This is a genomic window from Micromonospora rifamycinica, from assembly GCF_900090265.1.
Classification (GTDB): domain Bacteria; phylum Actinomycetota; class Actinomycetes; order Mycobacteriales; family Micromonosporaceae; genus Micromonospora; species Micromonospora rifamycinica.
In genome coordinates this window covers 3,381,951-3,404,672 of the sequence record NZ_LT607752.1, presented here as the reverse complement: position 1 = coordinate 3,404,672, position 22,722 = coordinate 3,381,951, and the positions used below count along the sequence as shown (strand labels likewise).

19 protein-coding genes, 1 tRNA gene and 2 pseudogenes are annotated in these 22,722 nt (G+C 73.3%); 13 read left to right on the top strand and 9 right to left on the bottom strand.

The annotated features are described in order from the left end of the window. Nucleotides 1-20 precede the first annotated feature (20 nt). The 8 genes from GA0070623_RS13810 to GA0070623_RS13775 all read left to right on the top strand — a co-directional run bounded on the left by GA0070623_RS13810 (nucleotide 21) and on the right by GA0070623_RS13775 (nucleotide 6,574). Nucleotides 21-608 carry a hypothetical protein gene (locus GA0070623_RS13810; RefSeq protein ID WP_067307552.1) on the top strand — a complete coding sequence of 196 codons (588 nt, stop codon included), beginning with the start codon at nucleotides 21-23 and terminating at the stop codon, nucleotides 606-608. Beyond that, on the top strand, nucleotides 608-1,615 hold the full coding sequence (locus GA0070623_RS13805; protein WP_067307555.1) for an AAA family ATPase: 1,008 nt from the start codon (nucleotides 608-610) through the stop codon (nucleotides 1,613-1,615). Before GA0070623_RS13810 ends, GA0070623_RS13805 begins: the two co-directional genes overlap by 1 nt. A 5-nt stretch (nucleotides 1,616-1,620) precedes the next feature. Further along, nucleotides 1,621-2,985 carry a DUF58 domain-containing protein gene (locus GA0070623_RS13800; RefSeq protein ID WP_231932781.1) on the top strand — a complete coding sequence of 455 codons (1,365 nt, stop codon included), beginning with the start codon at nucleotides 1,621-1,623 and terminating at the stop codon, nucleotides 2,983-2,985. A gap of 5 nt (nucleotides 2,986-2,990) precedes the next feature. Next, the gene (locus GA0070623_RS13795) at nucleotides 2,991-3,551 is read left to right on the top strand and encodes a hypothetical protein (RefSeq protein WP_407937998.1); all 561 of its coding nucleotides are present in this window, start codon (nucleotides 2,991-2,993) and stop codon (nucleotides 3,549-3,551) included. A gap of 104 nt (nucleotides 3,552-3,655) precedes the next feature. Next, nucleotides 3,656-4,993 carry an NAD(P)/FAD-dependent oxidoreductase gene (locus tag GA0070623_RS13790; RefSeq protein ID WP_067307630.1) on the top strand — a complete coding sequence of 446 codons (1,338 nt, stop codon included), beginning with the start codon at nucleotides 3,656-3,658 and terminating at the stop codon, nucleotides 4,991-4,993. A 154-nt stretch (nucleotides 4,994-5,147) separates the two neighbouring features. Next, a tRNA-Leu gene (locus tag GA0070623_RS13785) sits at nucleotides 5,148-5,231 on the top strand. A 108-nt stretch (nucleotides 5,232-5,339) separates the two neighbouring features. Next, nucleotides 5,340-6,161, top strand: coding sequence for a Bax inhibitor-1/YccA family protein (locus GA0070623_RS13780; protein ID WP_067307563.1), 822 nt, complete (start codon nucleotides 5,340-5,342; stop codon nucleotides 6,159-6,161). Nucleotides 6,162-6,253: 92 nt separating this feature from the next. Beyond that, nucleotides 6,254-6,574, top strand: coding sequence for a hypothetical protein (locus GA0070623_RS13775; RefSeq protein WP_067307565.1), 321 nt, complete (start codon nucleotides 6,254-6,256; stop codon nucleotides 6,572-6,574). A 3-nt stretch (nucleotides 6,575-6,577) separates the two neighbouring features. Here GA0070623_RS13775 and GA0070623_RS13770 read toward each other — a convergent pair whose 3' ends face one another. The 3 genes from GA0070623_RS13770 to GA0070623_RS13760 all read right to left on the bottom strand — a co-directional run bounded on the left by GA0070623_RS13770 (nucleotide 6,578) and on the right by GA0070623_RS13760 (nucleotide 9,963). Further along, on the bottom strand, nucleotides 6,578-7,840 hold the full coding sequence (locus tag GA0070623_RS13770) for an acetyl-CoA C-acetyltransferase (RefSeq protein ID WP_067307567.1): 1,263 nt from the start codon (nucleotides 7,838-7,840) through the stop codon (nucleotides 6,578-6,580). Between the two features lie 193 nt (nucleotides 7,841-8,033). Then, the gene (locus GA0070623_RS13765; protein ID WP_067307570.1) at nucleotides 8,034-8,837 is read right to left on the bottom strand and encodes an SGNH/GDSL hydrolase family protein; all 804 of its coding nucleotides are present in this window, start codon (nucleotides 8,835-8,837) and stop codon (nucleotides 8,034-8,036) included. Between the two features lie 76 nt (nucleotides 8,838-8,913). Beyond that, nucleotides 8,914-9,963 (bottom strand): SGNH/GDSL hydrolase family protein, encoded by a 1,050-nt coding sequence (locus tag GA0070623_RS13760; protein ID WP_067307575.1) that lies wholly within the window; start codon nucleotides 9,961-9,963, stop codon nucleotides 8,914-8,916. A 182-nt stretch (nucleotides 9,964-10,145) separates the two neighbouring features. Between GA0070623_RS13760 and GA0070623_RS13755 the strand changes: the two genes are divergently transcribed. The 3 genes from GA0070623_RS13755 to GA0070623_RS13745 all read left to right on the top strand — a co-directional run bounded on the left by GA0070623_RS13755 (nucleotide 10,146) and on the right by GA0070623_RS13745 (nucleotide 13,036). Continuing rightward, nucleotides 10,146-10,502, top strand: coding sequence for a DUF1232 domain-containing protein (locus GA0070623_RS13755; RefSeq protein WP_067307584.1), 357 nt, complete (start codon nucleotides 10,146-10,148; stop codon nucleotides 10,500-10,502). A gap of 75 nt (nucleotides 10,503-10,577) precedes the next feature. After that, the gene (locus GA0070623_RS13750) at nucleotides 10,578-11,948 is read left to right on the top strand and encodes a cystathionine beta-synthase (protein ID WP_067307587.1); all 1,371 of its coding nucleotides are present in this window, start codon (nucleotides 10,578-10,580) and stop codon (nucleotides 11,946-11,948) included. Nucleotides 11,949-12,109: 161 nt separating this feature from the next. Beyond that, nucleotides 12,110-13,036 (top strand): peptidase associated/transthyretin-like domain-containing protein, encoded by a 927-nt coding sequence (locus GA0070623_RS13745; RefSeq protein WP_067307590.1) that lies wholly within the window; start codon nucleotides 12,110-12,112, stop codon nucleotides 13,034-13,036. 2 nt (nucleotides 13,037-13,038) lie between these two features. Here GA0070623_RS13745 and GA0070623_RS13740 read toward each other — a convergent pair whose 3' ends face one another. After that, nucleotides 13,039-13,557, bottom strand: a complete 519-nt coding sequence (locus GA0070623_RS13740) for a GNAT family N-acetyltransferase (RefSeq protein WP_067307593.1) — start codon at nucleotides 13,555-13,557, stop codon at nucleotides 13,039-13,041. After that, nucleotides 13,554-14,483, bottom strand: coding sequence for a ribonuclease Z (locus GA0070623_RS13735; protein WP_067307596.1), 930 nt, complete (start codon nucleotides 14,481-14,483; stop codon nucleotides 13,554-13,556). The genes GA0070623_RS13740 and GA0070623_RS13735 overlap by 4 nt, the downstream gene beginning before the upstream one ends. 540 nt (nucleotides 14,484-15,023) lie before the next feature. On the opposite strand from GA0070623_RS13735, the gene GA0070623_RS13730 reads away from it, so the two are divergent. Further along, nucleotides 15,024-16,745 (top strand): alpha/beta hydrolase domain-containing protein, encoded by a 1,722-nt coding sequence (locus tag GA0070623_RS13730; protein ID WP_067307599.1) that lies wholly within the window; start codon nucleotides 15,024-15,026, stop codon nucleotides 16,743-16,745. A 117-nt stretch (nucleotides 16,746-16,862) separates the two neighbouring features. On the opposite strand, the gene GA0070623_RS13725 is transcribed toward GA0070623_RS13730, so the two are convergent. Genes GA0070623_RS13725 through GA0070623_RS13715 form a run of 3 tightly spaced genes read right to left on the bottom strand, consistent with a single transcriptional unit; the run spans nucleotide 16,863 to nucleotide 21,657 of the window. After that, nucleotides 16,863-18,038, bottom strand: coding sequence for an osmoprotectant NAGGN system M42 family peptidase (locus GA0070623_RS13725; protein WP_067307602.1), 1,176 nt, complete (start codon nucleotides 18,036-18,038; stop codon nucleotides 16,863-16,865). Next, nucleotides 18,035-19,864, bottom strand: coding sequence for an N-acetylglutaminylglutamine synthetase (gene ngg / locus GA0070623_RS13720; protein WP_067307604.1), 1,830 nt, complete (start codon nucleotides 19,862-19,864; stop codon nucleotides 18,035-18,037). The genes GA0070623_RS13725 and ngg overlap by 4 nt, the downstream gene beginning before the upstream one ends. A 2-nt stretch (nucleotides 19,865-19,866) precedes the next feature. Beyond that, nucleotides 19,867-21,657, bottom strand: coding sequence for an N-acetylglutaminylglutamine amidotransferase (locus GA0070623_RS13715; RefSeq protein ID WP_067307606.1), 1,791 nt, complete (start codon nucleotides 21,655-21,657; stop codon nucleotides 19,867-19,869). Between the two features lie 309 nt (nucleotides 21,658-21,966). Between GA0070623_RS13715 and GA0070623_RS13710 the strand changes: the two are divergent. Further along, nucleotides 21,967-22,536: pseudogene (locus GA0070623_RS13710) on the top strand (SDR family NAD(P)-dependent oxidoreductase); the annotation flags it as partial. 82 nt (nucleotides 22,537-22,618) lie between these two features. Here the strand turns inward: GA0070623_RS13710 and GA0070623_RS29975 are convergent. After that, nucleotides 22,619-22,696 (bottom strand): annotated as a pseudogene (locus tag GA0070623_RS29975) (peptide-methionine (S)-S-oxide reductase MsrA); the annotation flags it as partial. Nucleotides 22,697-22,722: the final 26 nt, after the last annotated feature.

Sequence of the window (22,722 nt, the reverse complement as noted above, 5' to 3'; positions counted from 1 at the left end):
GCGAGCGGTGGGGTGCCGAGGTGAGCGAGTCGACGGGTCTGGACGACCTGTTCCGCTTCGAGGAGGAGGCCCCGGCCCGGTCGGGAGCGGCCCGGGGCGGGCGCGTCCGTTGGCTGTTCCGGCTGCTCCTGACGGCCGCCGGGGTGACCGCCGTGATCCTGGTCGGCCTGCGCGCGGTCGGCCTGCAACTCTCCCTCGCGATCGTGGTGGCCGGGGTGCTGGCGGTGCTCGCCGTCCGGCGGGTGACCGCCGCGCTGGCCCCACCGCCGCCACCCCGCGCCGGTGTCCGGACCCCGGCCGGCGAGGAGTCGGGCGACTACAACTGGGCGGCCCGGGACGCGCTGCGGGCCGCCATCAACGGCTGGGAGCGCCCGCTGGACTGGGCCTCGAACAGCCCGGAACGCTTCACCGAACGGATCCTGCCCCGCCTCGGCGAGCTGGCCGACGAGCGGTTGCGCCAACGCCACGGCCTGACCCGGGAGGCCGACCCGGTCCGGGCCCGCGCCCTGCTCGGGGAGCCGCTGTGGAGTTTCCTCGACACCCCCTCCCGCCGTACCCCGTCGCCGCGCGACCTCGCGGTGATCGTCGCCGAACTGGAGAAGATCTGATGAACGACGTGGACCGCAGCATTCCCGCCACGGAGGTCGGCCACCTGGCCCGGGCGGTGCTGGACGCGGTCGGCACGGTCGTGGTCGGCAAGCGGGAGGCCCTGGAACTGGTGCTGGCCGGCATCCTGGCCGGCGGGCACGTGCTGCTGGAGGATCTACCCGGGCTGGGCAAGACGCTGACCGCCCGTTCCTTCGCCCAGGCCCTCGGGCTGGACTTCCGCCGGCTCCAGTTCACCCCCGACCTGCTCCCCGCCGACGTCACCGGCTCGTTCCTCTACGACCAGCGCAGCGGCGACTTCTCCTTCCGGGCCGGTCCGCTCTTCACCAACCTGCTGCTCGCCGACGAGATCAACCGGACCCCGCCGAAGACCCAGTCGGCGCTGCTGGAGGCGATGCAGGAGAAGCAGGTCTCCGTCGAGGGCGTCACCTACCGGCTGGACGCGCCGTTCCACGTGCTGGCCACCGCCAACCCGATCGAGTACGAGGGCACGTACCCGCTGCCCGAGGCGCAGCTCGACCGGTTCCTGCTGCGGGTGTCGTTCGGCTATCCGCAGCGCGACGAGGAGTGGGAGGTGCTGCGCCGACGGATGGACCGTCGTCGCGAGGAGGCGCAGATCGAGCCGGTGGTCGACGCCGGCACCCTGCGGGCCATGCAGGCCGCGCTGGAGGACGTGGTGGTGGAGGACTCCGTCGGCAAGTACATCGTGGACCTCACCGCGGCCACCCGGGAGCACCCGTCGGTGCTGGTCGGGGCGTCGCCGCGCGGGTCGCTGGCGCTGCTGCTGCTGGCCCGGGTCCGGGCCGTCTTCGCCGGGCGGGACTACGTGGTGCCGGAGGACGTGAAGGAGGTGGCCGCCCCCGCGCTGGCCCACCGGATCACCCTGCGCCCGGAGATGTGGCTGCGTCGGGTGGACCCGTCGTTCGTGGTCGGCGAGGTGCTGGAGCAGACCCCGGCCCCGGCCAGCGGCGCGCTGCCCAGCTACGCGGCCGGCCGGGCCGGGCGCTGATCGTCGTGCCTGACCGTCAGGAGGCGACGGTGGGCTGGTCGCCCACCTGGGCGCTCGGCCGGGCGGTGCTGCTCACCGGGCTGCTGCTGATCGCCGCCGTGCTGCTGGGCCGGGTCGACCTCGTGGTGCTGGCCACCCCGTTCGCGCTCGGCACCGCGTACGCGTTGCGCCGCCGGCCGGTCGCCGCCCCGGAGCTGGAGATCACCGCCGCGGACGGCCAGCTGGTCGAGGGGGGCGAGCTGGCCGGGGCGGTGGCGGTGGGCAACCCGGACGTGGTGTCGTACGACGTGGTCGTGGTCCGGACCCGGATCTCGCCGTGGTTGCGGGTGCGGCGGGCCGGCTTCGGCGGGCTCGGGCTGGACGTCAGCCGCTCCGGCGGCGCGGACCGGCCCTTCGTGACCACGCTGGCCACCGGCACCGCCGTCGACCTGGAGCTGGCCGGCACCGCGCTGCGGTGGGGCCGGCATCCGATCGGCCCGGCGGGTGCCCGGGCCGCCGCCGCCGACGGGCTGCTGGTGTCCCGGGCGGTGCTCACCGATCCGCTGCGGATGCGGGTGTACCCGAAGACCGAGCCGTTCGAGGCGGTGGAGGCGATGCCCCGGGCCGCCGGGCTGGTCGGCGGGCACCGCTCGCGGCGGCCGGGGGAGGGCGGTGAGCTGGCCGGGGTGCGGGTCTTCGGGCCGGGGGACCGGCTGCGCCGGATCGACTGGCGGGTGTCGCTGCGGACCCGGCAGCTGCACGTGGCGTCGACCCTGTCCGACCGGGACGCCGAGGTGGTCGTGCTGCTCGACGTGCTGGCCGAGGCGGGCCGCTCCGGCGGGGTGGACGGCACGGCCTCGGTGCTGGACACCACGGTCCGGGCGGCTGCCGCGATCGCCGAGCACTACCTGCACCGGGGTGACCGGGTGGCGCTGCTGGAGTACGGTCCGGCGGCCCGCCGGCTGCGCCCGGCCACCGGCCGTCGGCAGTACCTGACGGTGCTGGAGTGGCTGCTCGACGTGCACGCGGAGTCGTCCCCGCACGATTCGTACGACCAGGTCTTCGGCCCGCAGGTGCTCTCCGCCGACGCGCTGGTGGTGGTGCTCACCCCGCTGCTCGACGAGCGGTCCGCGCAGATGTTGGCCCGGTTGGCCCGGGGCGGTCGCTTCGTGGTGGCGGTGGACACCCTGCCGGCCGACCTGGCCCCGCCCGGGGACCGGGGGTGGGCGCCGGTGGCGTACCGGCTGTGGCGGCTGGACCGGGACACGATGATCACCCAGCTCCGGGAGCACGGCGTGCCGGTGGTGGGGTGGGCCGGCGCCGGCAGCCTGGACCAGGTGCTGCGGGACGTCGCCCGGTTGGCGACCGCTCCCCGGGTAGGTGGCCGGTGAGCGCGGTGGCGGCGGCGCGGGAGCGGGTCCGGGCGGCGCGCACGGCGGCGCGCCGGGTGGCGTTGCTGCCGTTGCTGGTACGCGGTGCCGTCTTCCTGGTCGGGCTCGCCGGTCTGCTCCTGGCGTATCCGGTGGAGTTGTTCAGCGCCCGGTCGGTGCTGGCGTTGACGGTGGTGGCGGTGCTGCCGGCGGTGGCGCCACGACGGGTGTGGCCGACCTTCGCCGCGCTGGTCACGGTGGTCGGGTGGGTGTTCGCCTCGGCCGGGTACGACCGGCCGATCGCGCTGTGGCGGTTGTTGGCGGTGGCGGCCCTGCTCTACCTCGGACACACCCTCTGCGCGTTGGCGGCCGTGCTGCCGTACGACGGGGCGATCGACCCGAATGTCGTGTTGCGCTGGGTCACCCGGGCCGGTGCGGTGGTGCTGGCCTCCGCGGTGATCGGCGTGCTGCTGGCCGGGTCGGGTCAGCTCGGCCCGGACTCCGGTTCCCAGGCCGTCACCGTGGTCGGGCTGCTGGTGGCGGTGGGTACGAGCGGGTTGCTGGGCTGGTTGCTGCGCCGCCGGTAGCGGGCTGTCGGCGGGAACGTCACGCAGCTCACAGGTGTTGTGCTCCGTCACAGAAGGGGGTCTCGACCGGTATTTCCAGGGCCGCCCGGGGAAAGATGGATGACGTGAATCCGAAGCGGATCCTTGTCGTGGGTGCCGGGCACGTGGGCCTGTACGCCGCTCTGCGCCTGTCCAAGAAGCTGAGCTCCCGTGAGGCCGAGGTCGTCGTGGTCGACCCGCAGCCGCACATGACGTACCAGCCGTTCCTCCCGGAGGCGGCGGCCGGCAACATCTCGCCCCGGCACTCCGTGGTGCCGCTGCGGCGTGAGTTGCGCAAGTGCAAGATCGTCGCGGGTGCGGTGACCCGGATCGACCACAGCCGCAAGACCGCGGTGGTGCAGCCGATCGTCGGCCCGACCCGGGAGATCCCGTACGACCACGTGGTGGTGGCCCCCGGCTCGGTGTCCCGCACCCTGCCGATCCCGGGCCTGCACGAGCACGGGATCGGCTTCAAGACCATCGGCGAGGCCATCTACCTGCGCAACCACGTGCTGGACCGGCTCGACGTGGCGGCCGCCACGCCGGACCCCGACGTCCGCCGCTCCGCGCTGACCTTCACCTTCGTCGGCGGCGGCTACGCCGGCATCGAGGCGCTGGCCGAGATGGAGGACATGGCCCGGGACGCGCTGCGCTACTACCCGGAGCTGGAGCCGGACGACATGCGCTGGGTGCTGGTCGAGGCGACCCAGCGGGTGCTGCCCGAGGTCGACCGGGACATGGGCGCCTACACGGTGCAGCAGCTGCTCAAGCGGAACATGGACATCCGGCTGGACACCCGGCTCGAGTCCTGCGTCGACGGGGTGGTGAAGCTCTCCGACGGCGACAGCTTCCGCTCCGACACCATCGTCTGGACGGCCGGCGTCAAGCCGTCGCCGATGCTGGACCGCACGGACTTCCCCCGCGACGAGCGGCGGCGGGTCACCTGCCTGCCCACCCTCCAGGTCGTCGACGGCGACCGGGTGGTCGAGGGGGCGTGGAGCGCCGGTGACTGCGCCGCGGTACCGGATCTCACCAAGGAGCCGGGCAACTACTGCTCGCCCAGCGCCCAGCACGCGGTGCGCCAGGCCGCCCGGATGGCCGACAACATCGCGCTGGTGGTGCGCGGCCGGGAGCCGGTCGACTACAAGCACAAGCACGCCGGCAGCGTGGCCAGCCTCGGCCTGCACAAGGGCGTGGCCCAGGTGTACGGCATCAAGATGAAGGGCTGGCCGGCCTGGTTCATGCACCGGACGTACCACATGAGCCGGATCCCGTCGTTCAACCGCAAGGTCCGGGTCGTGGTGGACTGGTCGCTGGCCTTCTTCCTCAAGCGTGAGGTGGTCGCCCTCGGGCAGCTGCACGACCCGCGTGAGGAGTTCGCGGAGGCGTCGCAGCCGATCCCGGTCACCAGCCGGGCGGCCTGACCGGCGGTACCCGCCCGGACGCCCCTCCCCGGTCGCGGGGAGGGGCATCCGGCGTCGTCGGGGCCGGGTCGCCGTCGCGGTGCCCCCGGGGGTACGCCGGGCCGGCGCGGAACGGTTACCGTGACACTGCACCGTCGCGCGTCGGCGTGGACCCGCCCGGGTGGTGGAACGGCAGACACGGCCGCCTTAAAAGCGGCTGCCGCAAGGCGTGCGGGTTCGAGACCCGCCCCGGGCACCACACTCTCAGCTTTCCCACAGCGTCCCGGCGGGCGTGCCGGGGTGCCGGCCGTTTACCCTGGGAGTGCACGTTTGCGTGCGACTGACCCCCTGAGGGAGGCCTGAGACAGTGAAGACCTCGAACCCGGTGCTCGCCCGGCTCGGCCAGGCGGCCGAGCGGGAGCGGTCCGCCGGGTACGCCCAACCCGGGCCGTACGGTTACGGACAGCCCGGCATTCCCCAGCAGTACCCGGGCCAACCGGGCTCCCCGGTCGCCCCGCAGGTGTCCGGCACGATGACCCTCGACGACGTCGTCGTCAAGACCGTCACCCTCCTGGCCATCCTCGGCGTCGCCGCCGCCGCGGCCTGGATCCTGGTGCCGGATTCGTTGCTCGGTGTCGCCTGGATCGGCGCGGCGATGGTCGGCCTGGTGCTCGGCCTGATCATCTCGTTCTCCCGGGTCGCCAACCCGGCCCTGGTCGTCGCGTACGCGATCGTCGAGGGCGCGTTCGTCGGCCTGGTCAGCAAGTTCTACGAGACGGCCTACCAGGGCATCGTGCTCCAGGCCGTGGTCGCCACCTTCGGCGTCTTCTTCGTGATGACCATGCTTTACAAGGCGCGCGTCATCCGGGCCACCCCGAAGTTCGTCAAGGGCATGATCGCCGTGATGGCGGGCCTCTTCGCCGTCATGCTGATCAACCTGGTGCTCGCGCTGTTCGGCGTGAACACCGGCCTGCGCGACGGCAGCCCGCTGGCCATCGGGTTCAGCCTGGTCTGCATCGTGGTGGCCTCGCTGAGCTTCGTGCTCAGCTTCAAGGAGGTCGAGGACGGCGTCCGGATGGGGCTGCCGGCCCGCTACTCCTGGACGGCCGCGTTCGGCATCGTGGTCAGCCTGGTCTGGCTCTACCTGGAGATGCTGCGCCTGATCAGCTACTTCCAGGGCGACGACTGACGGTTTCGCACCCGACGCCCGCCACCGCGCTCCCTGCGGTGGCGGGCGTCGTCGTCGGCGCGACCGGCCGGGGTTGCGTAGACTCGCCGGCGATGAGCGCAGCGGAGTTGGACCGGGCGGTGGCGCTGCTGGTCCGTCAGGTGGGGCACTGGCAGCAGCCGCGCTGGGCGGCGGTCGCCGAGGGTGGCGACGTCTCCCGGGCCGATCTGGTGCACAGGCTGGTGCAGGACGTCGCCGACCTGGCCGCCGACGCGGAGGGTGAGCCCCGGCGGGACGTACCCCGGTTGGCGCACCCGATGGCGCTGCCCGACCAGCTCCGGGTGGTCACGGCGGACCTGGTGGCCGCCGGCCCGCCGCAGGCGGTACTGGCCGGGGCCGCCGCCCTGGTGACGGCGACCCGCGGCGCGCTGTAGGGCTCAGCTGAGCCGTTCGAGCACCATCGCCATGCCCTGACCGCCGCCGACGCACATGGTCTCCAGGCCGATGGTCCGGTCGTGCCACTGCAGGGCGTTGAGCAGGGTGCCGGTGATCCGGGCGCCGGTCATTCCGAACGGGTGGCCGACGGCGATCGCCCCGCCCATCACGTTGACCTTCTCCTCCGGTATGCCGAGCTGCCGGTAGGACGGGATCACCTGGGCGGCGAACGCCTCGTTGATCTCGACCAGGTCCACGTCGTCGACGGTCATCCCGGCCCGGCGCAGCGCCTGCCGGGACGCCTCGACCGGGCCGAGGCCCATGATCTCCGGCGACAGGGCGGTGACGCCGGTGGAGACGATCCGGGCCAGCGGGGTGAGCCCCAGGTCGGCGGCCCGCTGGGCGCTCATCACCACCACGGCGGCGGCGCCGTCGTTGAGCGGGCAGCAGTTGCCGGCGGTGATCCGGCCGTCCGGGCGGAAGACCGGCTTCAGCCCGGCCACCGCCTCCGGGGTGACCCCGGGGCGCGGGCCGTCGTCGGTGTCGACCACGCTGCCGTCCGGGGTGGTCACCGGGGTGATCTCGCGGGCCCAGAACCCGTCGGCGATGGCCTTCTCGGCGAGGTTCTGGCTGCGGACGCCGAACGCGTCCATCTCCTCCCGGGTGATGTCGTGTACCTGGGCCAGGTTCTCCGCCGTCTGCCCCATGGCGAGGTAGACGTCGGGCAGCTGGCCGGCGTCGCGGGGGTCGGTCCACACCTCGGCGCCGCCCTGGGCGCGGGCCACCGACCGCTGCCGGGCCTCGGCGAAGCGCGGGTTCTCCCAGCCGCCGCCGACCAGCGCCTTGGCCTCGGGGGGCAGGGTGTCGGAGTTGCCCCGGGCGTACCGGGAGACCATCTCGACCCCGGCGGAGACGAAGACGTCGCCCTCACCGGCCCGGATCGCGTGCATCGCCATCCGGGTGGTCTGCAACGACGACGCGCAGTAACGGGTCACCGTGGCCCCGGGCAGGCCGTCCAGGCCCATCAGGGTGGCGACCACCCGGGCCAGGTTGAAGCCCTGCTCGCCGCCGGGCAGCCCGCAGCCGACGTAGAGGTCGTCGATGGTGGTGGGGTCGAGGCCGGGGACCTTGTCCAGCGCGGCCTGCACGATGGTGGCGGCGAGGTCGTCCGGGCGGACGTCGCGCAGGGAACCCTTGAAGGCGCGGCCGATGGGGGACCGGGCGGTGGCGACGATGACGGCGTCGCGGGACGACTCAATCGGCATGAACCAACGTTAACTTGACGGTAATCTCACGCGGAAGAAGACCGCCCGGCGGGAAATGTCACCCCGGCCTTTGCCCGGGCACGGTGGACCCGCCGGGACGGTGGCCCCGACCCGCACCCGCACCCGGTCACGGCCGGGACCGCACCCGGTCAGTGCCGCACCCGCACCCGGTCAGTGCCGGAGCCGGACCCGGTCAGCGGCGGGACGCGACGTTGGCGGCGGCCACCACCGCCGGCAACAGGGCGTGTGCCCACACCCGGTATCCGTCGGCGGACGGGTGGAAACCGTCGTGGCACAGCGTCCCCGCGTCGGCCCGGAACACCGGCCCGGTTTCCGTGCCGAGGTCGACGACCGTGCCCCCGGCGTCGAGCACGGCGGCGGTCTGGGCGCGGGCCACCCGCCGGCCCGACCAGCCGATCACCTGTCGCAGCGGCGGGGCCACCGCCCGCACCGCGCCCAGGTCCGGGCAGGTGCCGACGACGACCTCGACCCCGGCCTCCCGCAGCCGACGCACGGTCGAGGCGAGATGTGACCCGGCCTCGACCGGGCTGCGCATGGCCGTGGCGTCGTTCGCCCCGATCAGCACCACCGCGACGTCCGGTCGGTCGCCGAGCAACGCCCGTGCCACCTGGGTCGCCAGGTCGGTGGAGCGGGATCCGGAGACCCCCACGCTGGACAGGTGCACCCGGCGGCCGGTCGGCCCCTCGGCCAGCAGGTGGGCGAGCTGACCGCCGACCGTGTCGTCGAACCGGGCCACCCCGACGCCGAGCGCCGAGGAGTCACCGAGCAGCACCAACCGCAGCGGCGGGGCACCGGCCCGGCCGACGGTCGCCCGCAGCGCCAGGCCCAGCTCGGGCCGGGCGTAGTCGCGGTTACGCGCCGCCACCGCCTGGCCGGCGAGCACCGCCGCCCCGCCGATCGTCCCGGCGATCAGGGAGACCGCCGCGGCCCTGCCGAGCCGTACGGCCAGCTCGCCGCCGAGGGAGCGGCCGGTCACGGTGTCACCGCCCGGCGGGCCGCCCCGGTGGTGACCGGCCCGGGGTGACTCCCGGTGCTCCGCTCGCTGTGCTCGCTCATGCCAGTCCCTCCAGTTGGGGTGAGTCGGCGGTGACGCCGGGCTGCGGTGCCGGTGCGACGCCGAAGAAGGCCCGCCGCCGGAGCTGCGCCCAGCGCCCGGCCGGGCCGTGGTCCCGGCCCCGGACCTGGGCGCCGCTGACCTCCGTGCCGGCGTGCCGGGCCGCCTCGTGGGCGGCCCGGGGCAGCGACCGTACGCCCTCGCCCATGGCCAGCACCGGCTGACGCTCCCCGCCCCCGAGGGCCGACAGCACGGTCGGCAGGAGCGCGGCGGCGGCCATCGCGTACCCCTCGGCGGAGGGGTGGAACCGGTCCCAGGCGAACATCCGGGTGGGCTCGGCGGCGAACCGGGGACCGAGCAGGTCGCCGAGGGAGACCGTCCACCCGCCCGCCTCGACCACCGCCACCGTCTGCGCGGTGGCGAGCTGCCGGCTCCACCGCCGGGCGAGCCAGCGCAGCGGCGGCTGGATCGGCTGGATCGCCCCCAGGTCGGGGCAGGTGCCGACGACCACCTCGCAGCCGGCCGCGCGCAGCGCCCGGACCGCGTCGACCAGGTGGCGGACCGCCACCGAGTACGGCGTGCGGTTGGTGACGTCGTTGCCGCCGACCAGGATCACCGCGACGTCCGGTGTGCAGTCGAGGGCCGCCTCGACCTGCGGCCGGAGCCCGGAGGAGAGTGCGCCGACCACGGCGAAGCGGTGCACCCGTACGGACCGGTGCAGCCGCCGGGACAGCCCGGTGGCCAGCAGCGAACCCAGGGTCTCCCGCCGTCGCAGCACCCCGTAGCTGGCGGCCGAGGAGTCGCCGAGGATCACCATGGTCAGCGGCGGCCCGGGGAGCTTGACGCCGTAGACGCCGTCGCAGCGCGGCGGCGGGGCCTCCGCCATCGGGATGGTGCGCCGGGCCTGCCGGGCCTGACCGAGCAGCACCCCGCCGGTCGCGGCGACGGCGGCCACCGCGGCACCCGTGCCGATCGCGGCCAGCCGGAACACCTGCCGGGCGCGGTGCCACCGCGGATCCACCGTCACGACGGAACCAGCCACCCCCATACAGCGACATTATCGCGCCGCAACGACACCCCGCCGCTGTCAGGACGGGTGGTTCAGGGCTGAGCGACGCCGGTTCTGGGTACCTGATCCGGTGGCGGGCACCGGCGGACGGCCGTCCCGCCGCAGGTGACGCCGGGTTGCGCCGGGCAGTCACGCTGGTCGGTGGAGAGGGGCTGGATGAGATGGGTAGGACATTGAAGCGGACCGCGGCCTTCACCGCACTGGCCCGGTCGCTGGCGGCCGGGGCACGGGGCGGGCCGTCACTGGGCACCCGGCTGGCGGCGCTGCCCCGGATGATCCGGGCCACCACCCGGGGCGACTACGACGGGGGGTTGCGGCTGGCCCTGATGACGGCGGCGGCGGTCTACGTGGTGTCGCCGGTCGACGTGGTGCCGGAGCTGTTCCTGACCGTCCTCGGTCTGGTCGACGACGCCGTGATGGTCACCTGGCTGGCCGGCAGCGTGCTGGCGGAGACCGAGCGCTTCCTGGAGTGGGAGGCGCGTCAGGGCGTGGTCATCCCCGGTCATGTGACCCTCTGACAACCCGTACCCTGAGCGACGAAGGACCGTCTGCCAGGCCGCCGTTCCCGGCGCCGCAACGAAGGGCACAACGAGGTGCAGTACTACGACAACGTCGTCGACATGATCGGTAACACCCCGCTGGTGCGGCTGCGCAACGTCACCGAGGGTATCCGGGCGACCGTGCTGGCGAAGGTGGAGTACCTCAACCCGGGCGGTTCGGTGAAGGACCGGATCGCGCTGCGGATGGTGGAGGACGCCGAGGCCGCCGGGATCCTCCGTCCCGGGGGCACCATCGTCGAGCCGACCAGCGGTAACACCGGTGTCGGGCTGGCCCTGGTGGCGCAGCTCAAGGGCTACCACTGCGTCTTCGTCTGCCCCGACAAGGTCAGCCAGGACAAGCAGGACGTGCTGCGCGCGTACGGGGCCGAGGTGGTGGTCTGTCCGACCGCCGTCGCCCCGGAGGACCCGCGCTCCTACTACAACGTCTCCGACCGGCTGGCCCGGGAGATCCCCGGCGCGTGGAAGCCCGACCAGTACAGCAACCCGGCCAACCCACGGTCGCACTACGAGACCACCGGCCCGGAGCTGTGGAAGCAGACCGAGGGCGGGCTCACCCACTTCGTCACCGGGGTCGGCACCGGCGGCACCATCTCCGGCATCGGGCGCTACCTCAAGGAGGCCTCCGAGGGGCGGGTGAAGGTGATCGGGGCGGACCCGGAGGGCTCGGTCTACTCCGGCGGCACCGGTCGGCCGTACCTGGTCGAGGGGGTCGGTGAGGACTTCTGGCCCGAGACCTACGACCGGGACATCGCCGACCAGATCGTCGAGGTCTCCGACAAGGCGTCCTTCGAGATGACCCGGCGGCTGGCCCGGGAGGAGGGTCTGCTGGTCGGCGGCTCCTGCGGGATGGCCGTGGTGGCGGCGCTGGAGGTGGCCCGGGCCGCCGGCCCGGACGACGTGATCGTGGTGCTGCTGCCGGACAGCGGTAAGGGCTACCTGTCCAAGATCTTCAACGACCGCTGGATGGCCCGGTACGGCTTCCTGGACCACTCCGGCACCGAGCCGACCGTCGCCGACGCGCTGGCGGGCAAGCCGGGCGGCCTGCCCGAGCTGGTGCACGTCCACCCGACCGAGACGGTCCGCGACGCCATCGACTACATGCGCGAGTACGGCGTCTCCCAGCTCCCGGTGCTCAAGGCCGAGCCGCCGGTGGTGACCGGTGAGGTGGCCGGCTCGATCGCCGAACGGGACCTGCTGGACGCCCTGTTCACCGGTCAGGCGCACCTGCACGACACCATCGAGCGGCACATGGGTGACCCGCTGCCGATGATCGGCGGCGGTCAGCCGGTCAGCGAGGCGGTGGGCATGCTGGAGAAGTCCGACGCGGCGCTGGTGCTGGTCGACGGCAAGCCCAAGGGCGTGCTGACCCGTCAGGACCTGCTCGCCCACCTCGGCGCGCACTGACCCGGCACACCTGCGGGGCACCTCCGTGCGGAGGTGCCCCGCAGCGTGTCCGGTCGGGTCGACCATTCACAGCAGGGCGACAGGAGCTGTACAGGGGGCGTCCGTACCGCCTCCCTACCGTCGGAGCCAGCCGATAGGCACCGACCCACGGGAGGAACGACATGCGCCACGACCTTGACCACCACGAGGGGCAGCGGGTCAGCCGTCGCCGGCTGATCGCGGGGGTCGGCTCGATCGGGTTGGCCGGTCTGCTCGCCGCCTGCGGCCGGGACGACGGCACGGTCACCACGTCGACCGGGGAGACGGTGTCCCCGCAGGCGACCGCCAGCACGTCCGCCGACCTGACCGCGCTCTTCGGCGCGGCGAACACCTGCACGCTGACCGCGACCACCACACAGGGGCCGTACTACTTCGACGCCGACAAGATCCGCAGCGACATCCGGGAGGACCGGGCGGGCACCCGGTTGCGGGTGGCGATCCGGGTCCAGGACAGCGAGCAGTGCGGGCCGCTGGCCGATGCCGTCGTGGAGATCTGGCACTGTGACGCCGACGGTCTGTACTCCGGCGCCGAGGCCCAGTCGTCCGGTGCATCGGGCGGTGGCTCCGCCCCCGGTGGTTCCCCGCCGAGCAACCCGCCCACCGGCAACCCGCCCACCGGCAACCCGCCCGGTGGCGGTGCGGCTCCGGGTGGTGGTGCGGCTCCGGGTGGCGGTGCGGAAGGGGCTTCGGCGGACCTGACGCCGACCGACGACAAGCGGTACCTGCGCGGGGCGCAGGTCACCAACGCCGACGGGATCGTCGAGTTCACCACCGTCTGGCCGGGCTGGTACCGGGGCCGCACCACGCACATCCACGCGATGGTGCACGTGGGCGACAACCGGGTGCTCACCACCCAGATGATGTTCGACGAGGCCCTCAACAGCAGGGTGTACGCCGCAGCGCCGTACGCCGCGCACACCGGGCGGGACACGTTCAACGACAACGACACCATCTACGCCGAGACGATGTTGATGAAGGTCGTCGAGGACGGCGACGGCTACCTCTCAGTGATCAACTTCTCGGTCGACGCGGACCGGGACGGCACGTGACGTCAGTGGCCCGGTAGCCGCCGGGCGTAACGGAGCTGGGGGACGGGGACGCGCCCGATCCGCTCGTCCCGGGTCTGGCCGGTCCAGCTCCAGCCGCCGTGCTCGTAGAAGCCCCGGGCGCCGGTGTTGCGCTCCAGCACCCAGAGCACCGCCCGACGCCAGCCCCGGCCGCGCATGGTGTCCAGCGCGTCGGCCATCAGCGCCCGTCCGGTGCCCCGGCCCCGCTCGGCCGGATCGAGGTGGATGGCGTTGAGCAGGCCGGTGGTCGGGTCGCCCGCATCGTCCGGGCCGAGGTAGCTGAACCCGACCAGCCGGCAGTCCCGCTCGGCCACGGTCATCAGGTGCTCGTCACGCTCCCACGTCCACCGCTCGACCCAGTACGCCCCCATCGCCTCGGGCGTCGGGTCGGCCAGCGCCGCAGGCGGCAGGAACGACGAGTAGGTGGCGACCCGGGACCGCTGGTGCAGGGCGCCCACCGGCATCAGGTCGCCGGCGACGGCGGGGCGCAGCGTGACGGTCACCCCGGCGAGGCTACCCGCCGGGGCGGCACCGGCACGACGGTCAGGTCCTCGGCGACGACCAGCTCGCCGGTGAAGTGCTCGCGGGCCTCGTCGTGGAAGCGGCGCGGGTCGGCGTACCGCTGGGAGAAGTGGGTGAGCACCAGCGTGCGTACCCCCGACTCGGTGGCGACCCGGGCGGCCTGGCCGGCGGTCAGGTGGCCGACCTCGGCGGCGAGCGCGGCCTCCGAGGCCAGGAACGTCGACTCGATGACCAGCAGGTCGGCGTGTTCGGCGAGGGCGTACACCCCGTCGCAGAGGCCGGTGTCCATCACGAAGGCGAACCGCTGCCCCGGCCGGACCACGCTCACCTCGTCCCGGGTGACCCGGCGTCCGCCGACGTCCAGGTGCCCGACCCGCAGCAGCTCACCGACGGCCGGCCCACCGATGCCGTACGCGGACAGCCGCTCCGGCAGCACCCGGCAGCCGTCCGGCTCGACCAGCCGGTACCCGTACGTCTCGATCGGGTGCCGCAGCCGGCGGGCCTCCAGCGTGCCGACGCCCAGGGCGATCCGCTGCCCGTCGGCGGTGATCGGCTCGACGGCCAGCTCGGCGGTCTCGTGGAAGCTGCTGGCGTGCCGCAGTCGGGCGAAGTACTCCGCGCCGCCGGCCGGGAAGTGCACCGCCACCGGGTGCGGCACCCGGTCCAGGGAGAGCCGCTGGATGGTGCCGGGCAGGCCGAGGCAGTGGTCGCCGTGGAAGTGGGTGACGCAGATCCGGGTCAGGTCGGTGGCGGTGACCCCGGTGTGCAGGAGCTGCCGCTGGCTGCCCTCGCCGGGGTCGAAGAGGATCACCTCGTCGTCCCAGCGCAGCAGGTAACCGTTGTGGTTGCGCAGCCGGGTGGGGGTCTGGCTGGCCGTGCCGAGCACCACCATCTCGCGCATGGACACGGCGGCCTCCTGACCTGGACCGTCGGCCCGGTCGTGCCGCCCGCCGGGCCGGGAACGAAGCGACCCCCGGGGCTTCCGCGCTGCGCGCGGGCCGACTGGACTGGGTCGGCACCCCGGGGGTCGGGTGGCTGTCGTGGTTTCGCCGCACCGCTGCCACACGGTCTCGACGATCGAGCTGGTGTTTCACTGTCGAGGACAGCGGCTAGCGGACAGCCACCTCACGAGTCCGATTGCTATACAAGTCTGGACCACCTCCTTTCCCGTGTACCGCCACGCTACCCACCCGACGCCCGGTGCCGGTAGTGATTTTCGGCGAACTTTCGCAGGGGGCCGGGACGGGCCGGGAACCGCTGCCGTCCACGCCGACTGGTTCGACTTTTGTCCAACCGATCGAAAGTTCGTGCTCATCTGGCCTATCTTTCGCCTGAAGTGAGCATTACTCTCTGCCCCACGACAGCCACCGCAGTCGATCCCGAGCAGCGCATCTCGCCACCACCCGTCCGAGCAGTCCCCTCGGTCGACCCCTTCGTGAGGTGAACCGTGCCCGTTCCGTCCCGCACCCCCGTCCCCACCCGCCGATCACTGGTCGCGTTCGGCCTGGCCGGCGCCCTGGCCGTCGCCACCGGCCCGGCCGTCCCGGCGACCGCGGCCGAGGCGGCCGCGCCCCGGCCGTCCACCGCCACCGGCGAGCGGGTGGCGAACCCGGTGGTCGCCGGGCCGATCGCCCGGACCACCCCGGTCGGCGACCCCCGCCACGGCTACCCGTTCCTCGCCACCGACGTCGACCTCGCCGCCGCCGGCTACGTCGAGGAGGAGTTCTTCCTCTTCGGCACCGCCACCCGGTACGCGGTGCAGGGCACCCAGAACGCGACGACCATCGCCACCGACCAGCCGTACGGCACCCGGCTGGTGGTCCGGCGGCCGGCCAACACCAAGAAGTTCAACGGTGTCGTCGTCGCCGAGTGGAACAACGTCAGCAACCAGTGGGACCAGGAGGTCGACTGGTTCCAGTCACACGAGCACCTGGTCCGGTCCGGGTACGCCTGGGTCGGGGTGTCCGCCCAGCGGGCCGGGCTGCACTCGGCCACCGGCCTCAAGACGTGGAGCCCGAGCCGGTACGGCGCGCTGGACGTCACCGTGGGCGGCTCGGTCACCGACGACAGCCTCTCGTACGACATCTTCAGCCAGGCGGTGAAGGCGGTCCGCAACCCGACCGGGGTCGACCCGCTGGGCAAGCTGCCCGCCCCGCAGTACGTGATCGCCACCGGGCACTCGCAGTCGGCCGGGCGGCTCGCCAACTACTACAACGGCGTCCAGCAGTCGGCGAACGTGCTCGACGCGGTCGTCCTGCACGGTGGTGGCGGGGTGCTGCGCACCGACCTGGCGACGCCGGTGTTCCGGATCAACTCCGAGGGGGACGTGGCCAGCGGCATCCTGCCGGCGGCGGCCCGCGCCCAGGCCGACTCGCCCGTCCTGCGCTCCTGGGAGGTCGCCGGCGCCTCGCACGGCGACTGGAAGCTGATCACCGACTACGGGCCGCTGCGCCAGCGGGACATCGGCAGCTACCCGGGCGGCTATCCGGGTGAACCGCAGACCTGCACGCTGCCCTCGCTGTCGCGGATCCCGCAGCACATGGTGCAGAACGCGGTGTACGACCACACCGTCGCCTGGGTCGCCCAGCAGGTGGCCCCGCCGAGCGCCCCGCCGATCCGGACGACCACCACGACACCACCGGCCGTCGCCCGTGACGAGCTGGGGCTCGCCCTCGGCGGCATCCGGCTCGCCCAGCACCAGGTGCCGCTGCGGGTCAACAGCGGCAGCAACACGGGGCCGGGCTTCTGCTTCCTCGACGGCAGCTCGGTGCCGCTGACCGACGCGCAGCTCGCCGCCCGCTACCCGACCGTCGGGTCGTATGTGGACGCCAGCGTCGCGGCCACCCTCGCCGCCGCCGACGCCGGCTACCTGCCCGCGTCGTTCACCCGCGACCCCGCCTGGTACTCCGACCTGCGTGACCTCATCACCGAGTACGTCGCCGCCGGCCGGATCACCGAGTACGTGGCGGCCCGGCTGGAAGATCGGCTCCAGCGGGCCGAGCAGGCCGGCACCGCCGGCAACGCGGCCCGCGCCGGTGAACTGCTGGGGCAGTTGGCCGACCGGGCGGAACAGCGGATCACCCGCGACCCGGCCGCCCGGGACGCGGTGCTGCGGGTGACCGAGGCGCTGATCGCCCTGCTCGACGCGGCGGAACGCCGCAACCGGTGACCCGACCGTAAGGACCGACGCCACGGTGAGGGGCCGGGGCGGCCGGTGGGCGGCGGGCACGACGCGTGATGTCGTGCCCGCCGTTCAGCGGTGCCCGGCAGCGCGGCCACCAGCCGGTCAGTCGATGCCGATCGGGCCCTCGCGGGGGCCGTCCCCGCCGGCCGGCTGCACCGCCAGGGACGGGAAGTCGGCCAGGTCACCCGCCGGCTCGGCGTCCCACTCGGGGAAGACCAGGTCGCTCTGGAGGTAGAGGCACAGCAGCTGGGCCAGGTGACGCAGCCCCTCCAGGTGGGTGCGTTCGTGGCCGTGGGTGGCGTCCACCCCGAAGCCGAGCAGCGCGACCCGGGCGTGCGCGCCCGCCTCGACCGCCGCCGCCACGTCCGAGCGGTAGTAGTCGAAGACGTCGCGGACCAGGTCCACCCCGTGTTCCCGGGCGATGGTGGCGAGGTTGCGGGTCAGGTGGTAGTCGAACGGGCCGACCCCGTCGCCCATCGCCAGGGTCGCCGCGTCCTCCCGGGACTGCTGGCCCGGGGCGACCACCGCCGCGTCCACCGAGACGATCTCGGCGACGTCCGGATCGAGCCCGTGGCTGGCCCCGTGGCCGATCTCCTCGGTGACGGTGACCAGCAGGTGGGCGGTGACCGTGGGGGTGATGCCGGCGTCCACCACCGCCTTGAACGCGGTCAGCACCGCCGCCACCCCGGCCTTGTCGTCCAGGTGCCGGGACTTGACGAAACCGGAGGGGGTGATCATCGGATTCGGCAGGAACGCCACGAAGTCCCCCGCGTCGACGCCGAGCGCCCGCAGGCCGGCGATGTCCTCGACCGGCTCGTCGACCCGGACCTCGACGTGCTCCCAGCCGACGCCCTGCAGGTCGACGTCGTCGTTGTAGCGGTGCCCGCTGGCCTTCAGCGGCAGCACCTGGCCGGTGATCACCCGGTCCAGGTCGTCGGTGAAGATCCGCACGTGCGCGCCCTCGGCGAACCGGGCCGAGTGGGTGCCGATGGTCTTCAGCTCCAGCCGGCCGTTCTCCTTGAGCCGCTTGACCATCCCGCCGATGGTGTCGGTGTGCACCACGATCGCCCGGTCGGCGCCGGTCTGCCGGGGGCCGGGCAGGCAGGCGCTGAGCGCCCCCCGCCGGGTCAGCGTGGACGGGATGCCCAGCGCGGAGAGCCGTTCGCCGACGTACTGCTGCACGTGGTCGGTACGCCCCGACGGGCTCGGGATGTCCAGCAGCTCCAGCAGCACCTGGCGCAGGTAGTCCAGATCGATCTCCAGGGGCTTGAGGCTCACGCGACCCCTCCGGGCCCGGCCGGGCTCCAGAGGCGCTGCGGGGCCCGGGTGCCCGGGAAGAGCAGGTCCACGAAGCGCTCGGCGGTCGGCTGGGGCTCGTGGTTGGCCAGCCCCGGCCGCTCGTTCGCCTCGATGAACACGTGCTCGGGCTGGTCGGGGGCGGGGACCAGCAGGTCCAGCCCGGTCACCGGGATGTCCAGGGCCCGACTCGCCGCCACGCAGGCGGTGGCGATCGTCGGGTGCAGTTCGGCCGTCACGTCGTGGATTGTGCCACCGGTATGGAGGTTCGCCGTCCGACGCACCGCCAACACCCGCCCCTCGGGCAGCACGTCGTCCATCCGGTGCCCGGCCTCGGCCACCACCTCGCGGGTCATCTCGTCGACCGGGATGCGGGACTCACCACCGGTGGCGGCGGCCCGCCGCCGGCTCTGCCGTGCGATCAGCTCGGTGATGTCGTGCACGCCGTCGCCGGTGATCTGCGCGGGTCGGCGTACCGCGGCGGCCACCACCTCGTGGTCGATGACGATCACCCGCAGGTCCTCGCCCGCGCGCAGCTCCTCGATCAGCACGTCGGGGCAGAACCGGCGGGCCAGCTCGACGGCGGCGGTCAGCGCCTCGGCGGTGCGTACCCCGACGGTGATGCCGTTGCCCTGCTCGCCCCGGGCCGGCTTGACCACCACCGGACCGACGTCGGTGAGGAAGGCCAGGTCGTCGGCGTCGCCGGTGGCGGTCCGGCCACGCGGCACCGACACTCCCGCCTCGGTGAGGATGCGTCGGGTGACCCGCTTGTCGTCGCAGCGGCTCATCGCCACCGCCGAGGTCAGCTCGGACAGCGACTCGCGGGTGACGATCGTCCGGCCGCCGTTGGTCAGCCGCAGCTCACCCCAGTGCGCGTCGGTGACCTCCACCCGGATGCCGCGCCGCATCGCCTCGTCGGCGACGATCTTCGCGTACGGGTTCAGCTCGTCGTAGCCCGCCGGGGCGGACGGCAGGAACAGCCGTTCGTTGATCGGGTTCTTCCGCTTCACGCACAGGGTGCCGGTGCGGTGGAAGCCCAGCCGCTCGTAGAGCCGGATCGCGCCCGAGTTCTCGGCCAGCACCGACAGGTCGACGAAGGCCCGACCCCGCTCGTCGAGCCGGTCGGCCAGCTCGGTGAGCAGGGCCTGGCCGGTGCCGGGCGGGGCGGTGTTGAAGTCCACCGTGAGACACCACAGGCTCGCGCCGTTCTCCCGGTCGCCGAAGACCGCCACGTGGTCGACGCCGGTGATGGTGCCGACGATCTCCCCGGTGCTCGCCTCGGCCACCAGGTGCAGGAACCGGTCGGTGCCGGCGTTGTCGACCAGCACCTCCACCGGCGCGGTGACCATGCCGTTGCGGGCGTAGATCCGGTTCACCGCGTCGGCGTCGTCGGCGTCGCGCAGCGGCCGGACGACCAGCCCGGGGATCTCCATCCGCCCGGTGGCCTCCGGGCGGCGCTCGCCCAGCGGCAGCCGGTAGGTCAGCGACGGGTCGATGAACAGCTCGTCGGGCAGCCGGGACACCAGCACGTGCGGATCGCGCAGGTAGATGCAGATGTCCCGGGCGCCGGCCGCCTCGGAGCGCAGCACCTGGGCCACCGCGATCTGCTCGTGGAAGGTCTGGCCGAAGACCAGCCGCCCCCAGCCACAGTCGAGGACCACGTCGGACGGCCCGGCCGGCTCCCGGCGCGGCTCCGGAGCGGTGCCCGGCGCGACCGGATCGCCGCCGGGGCCGATCCGCTCCCGGCGGCGGCCGAGCACCCGCTCCCGGTCGGTACGGGCCGTGCCGGTGGCGAGAGTCTCGTTCACGGTCAGTCGATTCCGTGGCTCTGGAGCCACATTTCCAGGAGTCCCAGTTGCCACAGTTTGTTTCCGTTCAACGGGGTCAGTTCGGCGTTCGGTTCGGCGAGCAGCGCGGTGACGTAGTCGGCACGGAACAGGTCGCGGCGACGGGCCTGCGGCGCGGTGAGCGCGTCGCGGACCCGGTCGAGGAGCTTGCCCTCCAGGTGGGTCAGGCCGGGCACCGGGAAGTAGCCCTTGGGGCGGTCGATCACCTCGTGCGGCAGGACCCGGCGGCCGATCTCCTTGAGCACTCCCTTGCCGCCCTGGGCCAGCTTCAGCTCGGGCGGGCAGCTCGCCGCCAGCTCCACGAACTCGTGGTCGAGGAACGGCACCCGGGCCTCCAGCCCGTGCGCCATGGTCATGTTGTCCACCCGCTTCACCGGGTCGTCGGTGAGCATGATCTGGGTGTCGATCCGCAGGCCGGCGTCGACGGCGGTCTGCGCCCCGACCCGACCCAGATGGGCGGCGACGAACTCGCGCGCCGGGTCGCCGTCGGCCAGCCACGCCGGGTTGAGCACCCGGGCCAGTCCGGCCGCGTCCCGGTCGAAGAACGCCTGCGCGTACGTGTCGAGCGCCCGCTCCCGGTCGACGCCGGCCAGCGGCGGGTACCAGTGGTAGCCGCCGAGGATCTCGTCCGCGCCCTGGCCGGACTGGACCACCTTGACGTGCCGGGACACCTCCTGGCTGAGCAGGTAGAAGGCGACGCAGTCGTGGCTGACCATCGGCTCGCTCATCGCGGCCACCGCCGCCTCCAGCGGCGGCACCAGGTCACCGGCGGCCACCTTGAGCTGGTGGTGGTCGGTACCGAAGGTCTTCGCCACCAGGTCGGAGTAGACGAACTCGTCGCCCTCCCGCCCACCGACCGCGTCGAAGCCGATGGAGAAGGTGGACAGCCCGGAGCGGGTCTGCCCCTCGCCGGCCAGCAGCGCCACCACCAGGCTGGAGTCCAGGCCGCCGGAGAGCAGCACGCCCACCGGCACGTCGGCGACCATCCGTCGGCGGACCGCGGTGGTCAGCGACGCCAGCAGGGCGTCCTCCCAGTCGCGCGCGGACCAGTCGGCCCGCTCGGTGGACCGGGTGAAGGACGGATCCCAGTAGACCCGCTCGTGGGTACGGCCGTCGGGCTCGTAGACCCGGACGGTGGCCGGGGGGAGCTTGGCGACCCCGCGCAGGATGGTGCGCGGTGGCGGCACGATGCTGTGGAAGCTCAGGTAGTGGGCCAGCGCCACCGGGTCGATGGTGGTGTCGACCCCACCGCCGGCCAGCAGGGCGGGCAGGGTGCTGGCGAAGCGCACCACCCCCGGCGTCTCGGCCAGGTAGAGCGGCTTGATGCCGAGCCGGTCGCGGGCCAGCACCAGGCGGCCGGTGTCCCGCTCGGTGATCGCGACGGCGAACATCCCGATCAGGTGGTCGACGAAGTCGAGCCCCCACTCGGCGTACGCCTTGACCACCACCTCGCTGTCCCCGGCGGAGAAGAAGCGGTGGCCCAAGGCCTGCAACTCCTCGCGCAGCTCGCGGTAGTTGTAGATGCAGCCGTTGAACACGCCGGTGAGCCCGGCGGCCGGGTCGACGAGCGGTTGCCCGCTGGCGGCGGAGAGGTCGATGATCTTCAGACGACGGTGCCCGAGGGCGGTCGCCCCCTGGGACCACACTCCGCTGTCGTCCGGCCCCCGGTCACTCATCGTGGCCGCCATGCGCTCCACCGCCGACACGTCGGCCCGGGAACCGTCACGGCGGAACTCTCCCGCAAGTCCGCACATGCCAGCCAATGCTGCCAGAGGTTGTTGCCGTTCGCCTGTTGAGCTGATGTCGGCCCTGTTACGGGATTGCTAGGATGTGCGCCACTCAGCGTGACGGCCCCGCGCGGGTCGCCGTTCCTGCCCGGGGCACTGCCGGTGCCCGAGTCGCCCCGGGACCGTGATGTGACAAAGACCGCAGGCCCGGAAAGCGTGGTGCTTCTGCCGGTTCACCTGAATTCCGGGTCCAACCCCCAGCTGGCAACCTCTTCGGCGCCCGGGGGTCTGCCCGACGCCGAACGCGAAGTCTGATCACCGCCGGACCGGGCCGCCGCCGGGCGGCTGCGGGCGGACAGCGCCGACCCGGCGGCGGTGACCGCCGCCGTCGACAACGCCGCCACCGACCTCGGGCGGCTGGACATCTTGGTCAACAACGCGGGCGCGTTCCCGCTCGGGCCGGTCGAGGAGTTGGGTCTCGACGCGTTCGAACTGACCGTGGCAGTCAACGTGCGGGCACCGTTCGTCGCCTCGCAGGCCGCGATCCGGCACATGGCGGCGGGCGGGCGGATCATCAACATCGGCAGCAACATGGCCGAGCGCACCGTCTTCCCCGGCTTCGCGCTCTACGCGATGAGCAAGACGGCGCTGACCGGCCTGACCAAGGCCCTCGGGCGTGAACTCGGCCCCCGGGCGATCACCGTCAACCTGATCAACCCCGGCCCGACCGACACCGCCCTCAACCCGGCCGACGGGCCGAACGCCGAGACGATCAACGGCCTCACCGCGCTCGGCCATTACGCCCGGCCGGACGACATCGCGGCTGCGGTCGCCTTCCTGGCCGGCCCCGGTGGCCGGTACATCACCGGCGCCACCGTCAACGTCGACGGCGGCTTCACGATCTGACCGGTGAGCCTCTCCACTGGACAGGCGCGTGCGGGCCGCCGGTCGGGAACCGGCGGCCCTGCGGCTGGCGGGACCGAAGGGATCAGGCGGTCTTGGCCACCCCGACCGGGCAGCTCAACCCGTTCGGGCCGTGGTTGCAGTAACCGTTCGGGTTCTTGGAACCTGACGGGCCATACACTACTGTAG